The organism is Bradyrhizobium sp. AUGA SZCCT0160 (assembly GCF_018130105.1).
Lineage (GTDB): Bacteria > Pseudomonadota > Alphaproteobacteria > Rhizobiales > Xanthobacteraceae > Bradyrhizobium.
On sequence record NZ_JAFCMD010000049.1, the window covers coordinates 1 to 10,985 of the forward strand.

Below are 10,985 nucleotides of genomic sequence, written 5' to 3' on the forward strand. Positions count from 1 at the left end.
TTCTGATCCTCGACCAACTGCCAAAAGGGGCGACGGGAAAAGTGCAGCGCCGACGGCTGCGCGAGTCGTTCGACGGGCTGATGGGCGATCAGGGCGCGATGCCCGTGCCTGCTGCGAACAAAGGGCCATTGGATCTGGAAGCTTCGCGCGCGATGACGACGGGCACGGCCATGGCACCCAAAAGCCCGTCGATTGCATGCGCCGGCCGATCGAGAATAATTCATCGCCGGGGCAGGCGGTCTATGATCCATTCAGTGGGTCGGGCACCACCATCATTGCGGCGGAAATGACCGGCCGCTCCTGCTTTGCGATCGATATCGACCCGGCCTATGTCGACGTGACGGTACAGCGTTGGCAGGCCTTCACAGGCGAGGTTGCGAGGCTCGACCAGGACGGCCGATCGTTCGCGGAGATGGAAGCCGAACGGCGCCACGAAAGTGTAGGTTGATGGGGCGCCGCGCACACAAGCCGGACCGGCGCTGCGGCGCCAGGTCGAAGCAATGGCAGCCTACGGCATCCCCGAGACCGATATCTCCCGAGTTGTGCACGTTGATCCCAAGACTCTGCGCAAGCATTACCGGGAGGAGCTCGACCTCGGCGAGTCCAAGGCGAACGCGCAGGTGGCGGGCTTTCTGTTCAATGCTGCCAAGAACGGCAACGTCACAGCCCAGATTTTCTGGCTCAAGACCCGCGCCAGGTGGCGTGAAACTCCAATGGAGTTGAGGCATTCGGGTTCGATCGCCAGAAGGGATCTGAGCCAAGTGTCCGACGAGGAGCTGCTCAGTATCATTTACTCGGTGGGCAGCGAGATTGGCCTGGCTCCGATCAAGGAAATCGAGCCGAACCTGAAGGCGGCCCTGCCTGATCCCAACGTTCTGCGACTCGTTCCAAAGGGATGAATGTCCAAGGGTCCGCGGAAACCGGATGCGCGTGATCTTGCCGCCGAGATCGATAAGACGCTGTGCAGAAGCAGGTGTTTCGGCCGGCTATGTCGTTGCGATCAGCGATCCTCCAACGACGAGCGAGCGGCTTCAACTGGCTGCCGCCCGCATCCTGCGCCGCCCCATCGCGATCGTGCCCACCAAGTGCAAAAGCATAGCTGAATGGTTGGGGCGCTTTGGACGATCCTAGTCGGTGCCGCGTTTTTGCCCGACGGATTAGCTAGTTTCGATTCCCCCAGTAATTCGAGCGAGGCATCCGGTGGCTGATCTAGCAGCCTGGAACGAGCTAAACCGAAGGGAGCAGCGAATCCTGATCAAGCTGTTCGGTGGCGGGTCGGTCTCTCGCGAGGGCCTGGAGAGACAGCCAACCTCAAGCGGCTTGGTCTGATCACTGACGCTGGATTAAGTGCGGCAGGCTTCAAGCTGTTTACCTCCGCTTTCAAAGCGCAACGAGATGCCCGCAGATCGGCATTGTTCGCCTAGCTCATTGGCAAGCTGGTGTGCGCGAATGGCAATGTTCGCTTCGTTCCGCTCATGGGCGCATCGTAGGGGCTACTGAGGCGTTCCTAGAAGGCAGGCGCCTCTCTTGCCAGGTCGCAAGTAATTCGCGCCTGTGGCCGCCTATTAGCTTCATGTCGCAACGCGGTCCGTAAAGGAATGGTTTGTCTGCGCTGCTGCAACATTGAAAACAGCAACTAAGTTGCTCTACTTCTCGCTACGACCAATCCGCATACGGTGGTATGCCCTTTGGACATGGAGCGCGCGATTGCATATCTGAGGGTCTCTACGCAACGCCAGCACCGCTCTGGTCTCGCGCTTGATGCTCAGCGGGCGGCCATTGAGCGCTTCGCTGCCAATGAATCCTTCACAATTGCCGGCGAGTATATCGAAGCCGAAACCGGGAAGGGCGCGGATGCCCTGGAGCGGCGCCCGCAACTGGCGGCAGCGCTGGCAGCGGCAAAGGCTGGGAAATGCTGCGTAGTTGTTGCCAAGCTCGACCGCCTGTCGCGCGACGTGGCCTTTGTGGCCGGGCTGATGGCCCAACGAGTGCCGTTTATCGTTGCCGAGTTAGGCCGCGATGCCGATCCGTTCATGCTGCACTTGTATGCGGCCCTAGCCGAAAAGGAGCGGCGACTGATCGCCGAGCGCACCACAGCGGCGCTGGCAGCAAAGAAGGCCGCAGGAGCACGCCTTGGAAATCGCCGCAACCTTGAATACGCCGGCAGCGTCGGCCGGGCCACGCTAGTTGATGCGGCGGATCAATTTGCGCTTGGTTTAGTCCCCGCGGTCCAGGCCATCCGTGCTACTGGCGCGACGACGCTGGAATCCATTGCGATCGAGCTTAATCAGCGCGGCATCAAATCTGCCCGGGGCGGTCGGTGGCACAGATCCGCTGTTCGCAATCTGCTGGAGCGCGCAAGACTGCGGGCTTGAACGGCTTTTTATAGGCGGGAATTACGCCTCGGAGAGGCTTCAAATTTCACGTTGGAACAGGTGCGCGCGCGAGGCTTTAAGCCGGCCAGGACCGCTTTGGAGGCAAAATGCGGTGCGGCAGTGTCGCTGCGACTCCAAGGCGGGTGAATACCTGAGGGAAAGTCGTCTTCGGAGTTCCGCTTAATGTTTCAGTTCGACCCGAACGACAGTGTAAAAGGTTCAGCGGGCGGCCAACGAGGCGCTGGAACGAATGACCTCTCTCAACGCTTATTTCAGGAGGAGACGGATCATGGAAGATCGCGCAACAGCTAGAATAGTTGGCTTGAGCCTTAGCGGCATTTGTTTGACGTGCATGTTAATGGCCGCTCTGGGTATGACGTAAGCCGTCCCGGGCTACGGCGTTGCAGCCCTGCGATGTTGAAAAAGCAGCAAATGAGGCGGCTTCTTTGCTGGGATAGCCGTCCGGGCGCTCTCCGGTACCTCTACACAACGCCTCAAGTCGAAGTTCCTGGTCACAGGTGACGTTCCTTAATGCCGTCGTAGGGCTTAGCGCGGCGGGAATGGTCGACGAACTACTCGCCGCTGGTCCTCTTCCGACGTAGCGGAAGCCGGTTCGTTTGTTGCGTCCGGTGAGATCACTCCTGATGTGGAACTGGCGCTGGTGCTTCAGCTTCACAAGCCCGCGATCAGTCAAAACGTCTCGGTAATTTTGCTCAGGCGAGGGGGGCGATCGGGGTCAAATCCGTAGGTGCGTGCCGTCTGCTCGATCATCCGATAGGCTGGAATGAGCATGGTGATCGGGTCCGTAGCGGGGTCATCCTCGGACAACCAGGGCAGCGAGCCACGCGGTCCGCCGCACAGATGCAGCGCGATCTTTTGCTCACGCAATTCTTCTGCCAGCGCGTCCACGGTGGCCGCGGTTTCATCCATCAGGCGCATCAAGACGACCGGCGTGCGCGATGATAGCGCGGCGCGCGGCCCATGCTGCAACTCGGCGGCGCTCAGACCAATGGAAGGCAGGCGCAGGATTTCCGAAAGCTTGAGGGCGATCTCCCGCGCCGAGCCCAAGCCAAGGCCGCGCGCCGCCACAAACACTGCTGACGCATCGGCGAGATCGTAGGCAATCTCGGACCAGTCGAGCGTCAGTCCGCGGTGCAGGCGCCCTGGCAGCCGCTCAAGAGCCGTCCGCAGCGCACGATCTTCCGCCAGTTCGGCAACAAGTTCGGCGCCCGCGGTCATCGAGCCGATCACGGTCTTGGTCGCCGCTACGGAGTGCTCATTGCCGGCTTCGATCGGAACGACGAACTCGGCTTCGTCAGCCACCGGCGACGGCGTCGCATTGACGATGGCGATAGTGCGTGCGCCCGCGGCGCGCGCCGACCGGGTCGCCGCGACAAGATCCGGGCTGCGCCCGGATTGCGAGATCACGATGAATAGCGCATCGCGCAGCATCAACGGCGTACGAAATGCCGTGATCACCGAAGGAGCGCTGGCCGAAACGGGAAGGCGAAGTCGTGTCTCTACGAGATATCTTAAGAAAACCCCGGCATGCCCAGAGCTTCCGCGGCCGCATACGACGCACAGGGGGACGGAGCCAATCCCAATTCGCTGTGCGATGTCGCGCGTGGCGGAGCGGTTACGAACAATTTTGGCGACAACATCCGGGCTTTCCCCGATTTCGCTCGCCATCGCGGATGTCGTCACGATTCAACCGCTCCGCCTTGCATGCGCGCCGGCGTTCCCTTGGGGTGCCGGTCACGATCCTTGGTGAGCTCGGCAAAGACGTGCCGAAGGTTGCCGTCACAGTTTTTCAGAATGGTCTCTGCATCGACCCTGTCGAGCCCCAACGCCAGAAGGACTGCCGTTTTGATATCTCCCTCCGCCTGCCCGAGCGAGCGTGCCGCCAGGGCTGGATCGCACCGCGCGATCTGGGCCACCATGACCTCCGCGCGCCGCTTCAGCTTGGCATTGGTCGGCTGCATGTTCACCATGAGGCCGCGATAGACCCGCCCGAACCGCAGCATGATTCCCGAAGAGATCAGGTTGAGTACGATCTTCTGCGCGGTTCCCGCTTTCATCCGCGTGGAGCCCGCGATCAGTTCGGGGCCGGTCTCGACCAGGATCGGAAATCGAGCCGATTCCAGCAGGGCGGTGCCGGAATTGTTAGCGACACCGATCGTCACTGCGCCGCAGGAGCCTGCCTGCTGCAGCGCCGCCACCGTGAACGGCGTTGTTCCGCTGGCGGCGACCGCAATCACCACGTCGTTCGGAGTGAGCCGTGCGGCATTGACCTGCCTGACTGCGTCGTCGATATCATCCTCCGCGCCCTCGATGCTGGTGACAAACGCGCTGTCGCCGCCGGCGACGATGAAGTGCACACGCTCACTGGGCCAGGCGAAGGTCGGCATCAATTCGGCGCCGTCCTGGACGGCCACCCGGCCGGAAGTGCCGGCGCCGACATATACAATGCGTCCATGATCGCCGAGCGCGGACTGCGCAGCTTCCGTGGCCGCTGTAATGGAGGGAAGCGCATGGCCGATCGCTGCGACCGCCGCAAGCTGGCCCTCCCACATGGCATCCATCGCGGAAGACAGCGACCATCCGTCAAGGTCGGCAAAGCGCGGGTCAACTTCTTCAGTTGCCATGTATTTTTTCCATGCTCCCTTAAACGCGGAACTTCGCAGCCTGTTCATCGTCCATTTCCCTTCTGGGCACGGCAAGCTGCCCGCGCGCCACCAGCAACGCGCCGGCAGCAGCATCGGCATCGGGACGCTTCAGGCGCTCGCGCAGGTCGGGCGTCAGCCAGGGCGCAATGGCATCCGCGAGCCCGCCTACGAGCGAGAGCCGATCAATTCCTCTCGCCAGGAACAGATCAAGCAATCGCCAATGGCATCGGCCGCGCGTTCGACAATGCGACGGCCGACCGGATCGCCGTGATTGGCATGCCGAATCACGATTGGCGCGAACGCAGCGTAGTCTCTGGGCCTGGCTTCTTCAGACCAGGCGACCGCCTGATAGGGATCGTGATCGAAGGCATCCAGTACCTCTGAAAGCAATGGGGTCAGCTCGCCGCGGCGATCGGCGGCCCGCAGTGCCAGCCGCACGACCTGAAGGCCTATGTCGGCGCCGCTGCCTTCGTCCGACACGGGAAAGCCGTAACCCGCGAGACGAATTTCCCGGCCGCCGATCAGGCCGACGCCCACCGAGCCTGTGCCGGCTACCACGATGGCCCCGTCCGAGCCGCTATGGGCGCCGAGGCAGGCCGCCACACCATCGCTAATGAAGATGACGGAGGCAAATGGATGTGCGATCTTGCTGAGCGCCGCCTCTGCACCGCGGCGGCCAAGGCCGGCCAAGCCCATTGCGGCGCGCATTCGCGCGAAATCCTCGTGAGCCAGTCCGGCCTGCGCGGCTGCCGCTTCAGTAGCCTCAAAAATGGCCCGCCAGACCTTCTCGGCGCCAATCCGCGTCGCGGCAGGCCCCGAGCTCGCCTCACCGAGCACCCTGCCGCTTTCGTCCTCGATCCGTGCGCGGCACTGGGTTCCGCCCCCATCAATGCCGAGATACGTGGTACCTTTTGCTGCCATGAAAACTTAACGCAAAGGTTCCGCTCCGGGTCCACCCAAAACACCCGGCTGGACATACGAAGTCTTGTAGCGCGCTCGCCTCACGAGGCCGCAACTGTCATTCTCGGATCAATGCTGATGGGCCACGATGGTTCTTCCTCTTTTACGATTGCGGCGCAGCACATTTTTGATGGCATCGAGCTGCGCGGGGCTGGATCGGTCGGGATCTCGAATGGCCGGATTGAAAGTGTCAGCCTCAGTGAGGCCGCCTCTCGCGCGTCCATCCAATTGCCGTCAGATGCGATCCTTGCACCCGGATTCGTCGACATCCAGGTGAACGGAGGCGGAGGCGTTCTTCTCAACGACCTGCCCACGGAAGCCGGCGTGCGGCTCATCGTCGAAGCGCATCGCAAGGCGGGGACCACGGGCTGCTTGCCGACCCTCATCAGCGATCGCACCGAGGTCATCGAGCGATTGGCCGCAGTCGCCCAGGCTTGTCTGAAGATTCCCGGCGTTCTCGGATTTCATCTGGAAGGACCCGCGCTCAACAGGTTGCGCAAGGGCATTCATCCGGAGGCCGAGATCCGTGTGCCCGACCGGCGTGATCTCGCCGCGATCAAAAGTTTTGGGGAACGCGGCCGCTCTATTGTGACCTTGGCCCCGGAATGCGTGCCGGCGTCCATGATCGATGAATTGAACGGCGTCGGGTTGCGTATCGCGGCCGGCCACAGCGACGCCACCGCAGCGGAAATCGGGCAGGCGGTCGATCGCGGTGTCTCGGGGGTGACTCATCTGTTCAACGCCATGTCGCAGTTGAACGCCCGGGAGCCGGGCCTGGTGGGCGCCGCGCTCGGGGATGACCGGCTGTTTGCAGGGATCATCTGCGACGGCATCCACGTTGACCCGGCCGGCTTGCGTGTTGCCTTCCGCTGCAAGGGCCGGGATCGATTGATGCTGGTCACCGACGCCATGCCATTGGCGGGCACGAACGACCGGCAATTCATGCTGCACGGAAGGCGGATCACATTGCACGAAAATCGCCTGACTGGCCCGAATGGCACACTCGCGGGCGCTCACCTCACCATGATCGAGGCGGTGCGCAACGCTGTTGCGCTGCTCGAAATCTCCCTTGTCGATTCTCTTATCATGGCCTCTCGGACGCCCGCGGCGTTTCTGGGCTTGGACGCCGAGCTTGGACGGATCGCGCCCGGATACCGCGCGGACCTTGTCGCCTTCAAACCGAACTTTGAAGTCGTCGGCACATGGATAGGCGGGGTCTGTTCGATGGGCGAGGCGAGCGAGGATTCCCAGCGAGGTTAGATGCGCAACCATCCCATCATCGTGCAAAAATATGGCGGTGTCTGCCTCGAAACACCGGCGAAAATTCGTGCGGTTGCGCGCAGTCTCGCCGACCTGCATGGCCGTGGACATCGTGTCGTGGCGATCGTCTCCGCCATGGGCAAGACCACCGACCAATTGATCCAGATGGCTTATCAGGTAAGCCCGACTCCCAATCGCCGTGAACTCGACATGCTGCTGACGACCGGTGAGCGCGTCAGCATGTCCCTGATGAGCATGGCGCTTTCCGATCTCAACGTGCCCGCGATCAGCTTCACCGGCAGCCAGGCGGGCGTGATGACCGACGGCTCCCATTCCTCCGCACGCATTCTGGATGTACGACCCATTCGCGTGCGTGAAGAACTTGATCGTGGGCGCGTTGTGGTGCTGGCAGGATTTCAGGGCGTGAACCCGGCGACCAGGGAAATCACCACCCTCGGCCGGGGCGGCAGTGATACTACGGCCGTTGCGATGGCCGCTGCGCTGAAGGCCGAACGCTGTGAAATCATCAAAGATGTCGACGGAGTTTGTTCGGCCGATCCGCGTATCGTGCCGGATGCAAAGCCCCTGCGGCAAGTGGACTTCGCATCCCTGTCCGAAATGTGCTTCTGGGGTGCAAAGATCTGCATTTCCGCAGCCTGGAGCTGGCGCAAAGTCAGGATGTGCCTCTGGTTCTCAAGCAGTGGGGCGGCGCTGAAAACAGCACGCAAGTGATGAAAGAGGTTGCAGGCATGGAAAACGGAAAGGTTCTGGCCGTCAACTCGATGGCTCGCATTGAGCATGTGGAAATCGATTCCAAAGATCTTAATCACGGTTTCGAGAAATTCGCGCAGCATCTCAAGCAAAACAGCCTGTCCTGGCCGCAGCTGCTCGCCTCAAGCTTCAGCGTGGGAAAAACCAGCATGACCGTGGCATCTGATTCAGAGTGGCTCGACGCCCTGTTGCGCACGCTGGAGCGAAGCAAGGATCTGCGCCAGCAGCGCGAGGCCTCAAGCTCGGTGAGTCTGACCTGCTTCGGCGCGGTTTCGTCGGAATTGCCGTTCAGGGCGTTGCAGATTCTCGGACATCACGGGATTGTCCCCGACATGTACGTGTTGTCGCCGCACTCGCTCAGCCTGTTTGTACCTGTGGAGGACCGGGAGGCCGCGGTTAGGGTGTTACATTCGCTTGTCCAGCAAGCATAGGTTGAGGAGGGGGAATCGATTCCCTTAGTTTGTTTTTATCTTCATTGGGCCAAGCGCCCCCACCACTTGGATCTTTGCCGGCCCCAGAATTGGGCGGGCCACCCGTTTATCGACCGCACATGCCACGCCGCACTGGGGACATGCAGATCGACCGCGGACTCATTCAGCAACGCTTCGAGACGGGTGCGATCCGCATCAGCAACTTTAGCAGATATCAACGTGCCGCCGCGTTTATCGCCGCCGACTTTCCGCCAGCGTAATAGCGCCGGCAGCCACCAGGACAATGACGATGACGGTGGCAAGCGCCTCCACCGAGGCCAGGGTGTCGTACCAGTTGTTCCAAAGCTCAAGCATGCGCTGGCCTCTATCGAGCGCGCCACCGGCGATACGATGTCGAAAGGACGTGCCTTCACGCACAAGAATACAATGCTACGTTTCGTCGCGTGCGTTTTGATCGCGCGGCAACATGGCTTACCCGGCGCGGTGGATCACCGTTTCAGGGCGACTTTGCCCGACCCTGGGGTGGAGAAGGAGGGGAGGAGGTGATCGGTGTTCCCGGTGCTAACGGACGCGGCGGGCCGTCGGTGGGCACCCCGACAGCATCCCTCTCGACCAACCTCGGACTCCATGGTCCCGCCATCAACAAAAGGACCGTCACGGCGATGACAACGACAGCCGCCCCCATCGCCCAGCTCATCCTACTCATTAGGACCAGCCCTCCGCTCTACTTTTTCTCCAACCGGCCGCGGCGGGCGCGGTTCCTTTTAGAAGACGGCAACTCGCCCATTTTTGAAGGCCCGGTTAGATCTTGTCGGATATATGAACTCTTGTTTGGCTTTCATGAAGACTACTACGGACATTCGCTTCGCGCTGGCTTCGTGGATGCGTTACTGGGAAGTAGACCTCACCCACTGCTCGGCGATCCTGACAGCATCCAACAACAATTGCTGGCCCTCGGCCGCCCCGACGCCGCTATCGATCGCCTCCCTTGCTGTCCGTATGGCAATAAAAGCGCTGTTTTGCACGTTGTCATCCCCTCGCAAATTGGTCACGGCAAGCTCGGCAGCTTTGGCCAGCTCGACGTCACCGGCGCGCGGATGCGCTGAGAGGAGCAGCGCGTGCACCTCGTGTGCGACAGCGTATGCGTCATTAGTCATGTGGAGCCCTTTCCGTATAGGAACGCGGCTGAAGCCGACGCTGGCCAGGTGCATCGGAATTTGAGCGATAAACGGAGCTCGAAGGCTTTTGCCGTAACCGCGCCTCGGGACCGGCCTAATTTTCGCGTTAACTCGGCGACCGTTACCTTGGTAGCGAGTTTTCGAAGCTGTTCAACTTCCGTTTCTGACCAACGTGCTGCGACCGGTTTGGCACCTTGGTTCCGCGCGTTGGATGGAAGAATGTCGATTTAACCATCGGAGGTGGCTTCAGCATTTACCCGTTCGCGGGAGCGCAATAGCCAAAGACGATTGTCGACAGCGCTGGCCGTGCGCTTCAATGCGTTGGCGATCGAAACGGAAGTACGTCCGGCATCCCGCAATTCAGCAGCCGCCGGTCCTCTTCTTCCTCCATGGTCCTTTCTTGACCATCAGCGGCCTTGCGCTTCGCGGCTGCTTTGGCGCGGGTCTTCCTCGACGGCTTGTCGGCTGCGGCCGGACCCTTGTCACCCTTGATGCTCGCCTTCAGCGCATCCATCAGGTTGAAGACGTTGCTGGGCGCGGCTCGCTTCGCTGTGACGATCGGCTGGCCCTTCTGTTTCTTGTCGAGCAGTTCTTGCAGTGCTGCTTCGTAGCGGTCCTCGAACTTCGCCGGCTCGAAATGCCCGGACTTCGACTCCACGATATGCTTGGCGAGATCGAGCATGTCCTTGGTGATCTTGACGTCCTGGATGTCCCCGGAGGACTCACATGAAGAAGCTAGTGGCGGTGGCGACAATCGCGTTTTTCGTCCTGGGATCGTCTTTGGCCTCGGCCCAGACCGGCGGGCCAATGATGATGGGGAAAGACACCAGCAAAACAGGCGCCACGCCACCCAACGCAGGCGCCAGTGCGCCCATTGCGGCCGCGCCTGCGGCCAAAGGCAAAAAGTAAGAGGGCGCTGGCGCCTTACCACTGATACCGGACGATGCCCTTGCCGGCGTAGCTGTCGGTGACGTCTGAGAACTCGCCCTCGAAGCTTGCCGCCACCGAGAAGCCGTTCAGCCATTTCGCTTCGGCGGACGCGCCCACCAGTGCGCTGTTCCGCGCCTGCGCGGCGCCGTTGACGACGAAGGCGGAGGCCGGCAGCGTCTGGAAGATCGCGCTGACACTGCGATCGGTGTTGAAGTTGTGCGCCCAGGCGGCGCGGCCGCGCAGCGTGACCACGGCATCGGCGGCCGCGAACGAGGTGTCCGCGCGAAGTCCGAGCTCGGTGCGCGGGGCGGTAACGTTCCGCTCGGCGTAGGACAATGCGAACGTGTTGACGCCGGCGACAACCTGTTCGGTATAGTTGGGCAACCACAGCGTGGTGAACTGGCCCGCGGCGTA

The 10,985-nt window shown here is 61.6% G+C and carries 13 protein-coding genes and 1 pseudogene; 7 read left to right on the forward strand and 7 right to left on the reverse strand.

Going from position 1 to position 10,985, the window contains the following annotated elements; translation table 11 throughout:
• Window positions 1-196 precede the first annotated feature (196 nt).
• The 3 genes from JQ558_RS36705 to JQ558_RS36715 all read left to right on the forward strand — a co-directional run bounded on the left by JQ558_RS36705 (window position 197) and on the right by JQ558_RS36715 (window position 2,375).
• Window positions 197-448: a DNA methyltransferase gene (locus JQ558_RS36705; RefSeq protein WP_409410627.1), complete on the forward strand. Its 252-nt coding sequence runs from the start codon at window positions 197-199 to the stop codon at window positions 446-448.
• A 52-nt stretch (window positions 449-500) separates the two neighbouring features.
• Window positions 501-899, forward strand: a complete 399-nt coding sequence (locus JQ558_RS36710) for a hypothetical protein (RefSeq protein ID WP_212296706.1) — start codon at window positions 501-503, stop codon at window positions 897-899.
• Window positions 900-1,694: 795 nt separating this feature from the next.
• On the forward strand, window positions 1,695-2,375 hold the full coding sequence (locus JQ558_RS36715) for a recombinase family protein (protein ID WP_212296707.1): 681 nt from the start codon (window positions 1,695-1,697) through the stop codon (window positions 2,373-2,375).
• A 690-nt stretch (window positions 2,376-3,065) separates the two neighbouring features.
• Here the strand turns inward: JQ558_RS36715 and JQ558_RS36720 are convergent.
• The 3 genes and pseudogenes from JQ558_RS36720 to JQ558_RS36730 form a co-directional block, all read right to left on the reverse strand.
• Complete coding sequence (locus JQ558_RS36720; RefSeq protein WP_249142798.1) at window positions 3,066-4,064, reverse strand: SIS domain-containing protein; 999 nt, start codon at window positions 4,062-4,064, stop codon at window positions 3,066-3,068.
• A gap of 11 nt (window positions 4,065-4,075) precedes the next feature.
• Window positions 4,076-5,020: an N-acetylmuramic acid 6-phosphate etherase gene (locus JQ558_RS36725; RefSeq protein ID WP_212296711.1), complete on the reverse strand. Its 945-nt coding sequence runs from the start codon at window positions 5,018-5,020 to the stop codon at window positions 4,076-4,078.
• A 19-nt stretch (window positions 5,021-5,039) separates the two neighbouring features.
• Window positions 5,040-5,962 (reverse strand): annotated as a pseudogene (locus tag JQ558_RS36730) (BadF/BadG/BcrA/BcrD ATPase family protein).
• A 117-nt stretch (window positions 5,963-6,079) separates the two neighbouring features.
• On the opposite strand from JQ558_RS36730, the gene nagA reads away from it, so the two are divergent.
• Genes nagA through JQ558_RS37770 form a run of 3 tightly spaced genes read left to right on the forward strand, consistent with a single transcriptional unit; the run spans window position 6,080 to window position 8,463 of the window.
• Entirely contained in the window at window positions 6,080-7,261 is a 1,182-nt protein-coding gene (gene nagA, locus JQ558_RS36735) for an N-acetylglucosamine-6-phosphate deacetylase (protein ID WP_212296708.1), read from the forward strand.
• Complete coding sequence (locus JQ558_RS37765; protein ID WP_249142799.1) at window positions 7,262-7,993, forward strand: hypothetical protein; 732 nt, start codon at window positions 7,262-7,264, stop codon at window positions 7,991-7,993.
• The gene (locus JQ558_RS37770; RefSeq protein ID WP_249142800.1) at window positions 7,993-8,463 is read left to right on the forward strand and encodes a hypothetical protein; all 471 of its coding nucleotides are present in this window, start codon (window positions 7,993-7,995) and stop codon (window positions 8,461-8,463) included. Before JQ558_RS37765 ends, JQ558_RS37770 begins: the two co-directional genes overlap by 1 nt.
• Before the next feature lie 231 nt (window positions 8,464-8,694).
• Here JQ558_RS37770 and JQ558_RS38050 read toward each other — a convergent pair whose 3' ends face one another.
• Window positions 8,695-8,817 (reverse strand): hypothetical protein, encoded by a 123-nt coding sequence (locus tag JQ558_RS38050; protein WP_283814210.1) that lies wholly within the window; start codon window positions 8,815-8,817, stop codon window positions 8,695-8,697.
• Window positions 8,818-9,005: 188 nt separating this feature from the next.
• Between JQ558_RS38050 and JQ558_RS36745 the strand changes: the two genes are divergently transcribed.
• Window positions 9,006-9,569 carry a hypothetical protein gene (locus tag JQ558_RS36745; RefSeq protein WP_212296709.1) on the forward strand — a complete coding sequence of 188 codons (564 nt, stop codon included), beginning with the start codon at window positions 9,006-9,008 and terminating at the stop codon, window positions 9,567-9,569.
• Between the two features lie 385 nt (window positions 9,570-9,954).
• Here the strand turns inward: JQ558_RS36745 and JQ558_RS36750 are convergent, their stop codons facing one another.
• From JQ558_RS36750 to JQ558_RS36760, 3 genes are all read right to left on the reverse strand, one after another.
• A complete protein-coding gene (locus JQ558_RS36750) occupies window positions 9,955-10,323 on the reverse strand; it encodes a hypothetical protein (RefSeq protein ID WP_212277146.1) in 369 nt (122 codons plus the stop codon).
• 40 nt (window positions 10,324-10,363) lie between these two features.
• A complete protein-coding gene (locus tag JQ558_RS36755) occupies window positions 10,364-10,516 on the reverse strand; it encodes a hypothetical protein (protein ID WP_212277145.1) in 153 nt (50 codons plus the stop codon).
• A gap of 49 nt (window positions 10,517-10,565) precedes the next feature.
• Window positions 10,566-10,985 (reverse strand): autotransporter outer membrane beta-barrel domain-containing protein (locus JQ558_RS36760; RefSeq protein WP_212296710.1); only part of this gene is annotated, 420 nt, incomplete at its 5' end.

Coding starts and splice junctions, on each gene's coding strand:
- JQ558_RS36705 (WP_409410627.1), top strand. CDS start 197: ATGCGCCGGCCGATCGAGAATAATTCATCGCCGGGGCAGGCGGTCTAT.
- JQ558_RS37770 (WP_249142800.1), top strand. CDS start 7,993: ATGAAAGAGGTTGCAGGCATGGAAAACGGAAAGGTTCTGGCCGTCAAC.
- JQ558_RS36720 (WP_249142798.1), bottom strand. CDS start 4,064: ATGGCGAGCGAAATCGGGGAAAGCCCGGATGTTGTCGCCAAAATTGTT.
- JQ558_RS37765 (WP_249142799.1), top strand. CDS start 7,262: ATGCGCAACCATCCCATCATCGTGCAAAAATATGGCGGTGTCTGCCTC.
- JQ558_RS36725 (WP_212296711.1), bottom strand. CDS start 5,020: ATGGCAACTGAAGAAGTTGACCCGCGCTTTGCCGACCTTGACGGATGG.
- JQ558_RS36755 (WP_212277145.1), bottom strand. CDS start 10,516: ATGGGCGCACTGGCGCCTGCGTTGGGTGGCGTGGCGCCTGTTTTGCTG.
- JQ558_RS36710 (WP_212296706.1), top strand. CDS start 501: ATGGCAGCCTACGGCATCCCCGAGACCGATATCTCCCGAGTTGTGCAC.
- JQ558_RS36750 (WP_212277146.1), bottom strand. CDS start 10,323: ATGCTCGATCTCGCCAAGCATATCGTGGAGTCGAAGTCCGGGCATTTC.
- JQ558_RS36715 (WP_212296707.1), top strand. CDS start 1,695: ATGGAGCGCGCGATTGCATATCTGAGGGTCTCTACGCAACGCCAGCAC.
- JQ558_RS38050 (WP_283814210.1), bottom strand. CDS start 8,817: ATGCTTGAGCTTTGGAACAACTGGTACGACACCCTGGCCTCGGTGGAG.
- nagA (WP_212296708.1), top strand. CDS start 6,080: ATGGGCCACGATGGTTCTTCCTCTTTTACGATTGCGGCGCAGCACATT.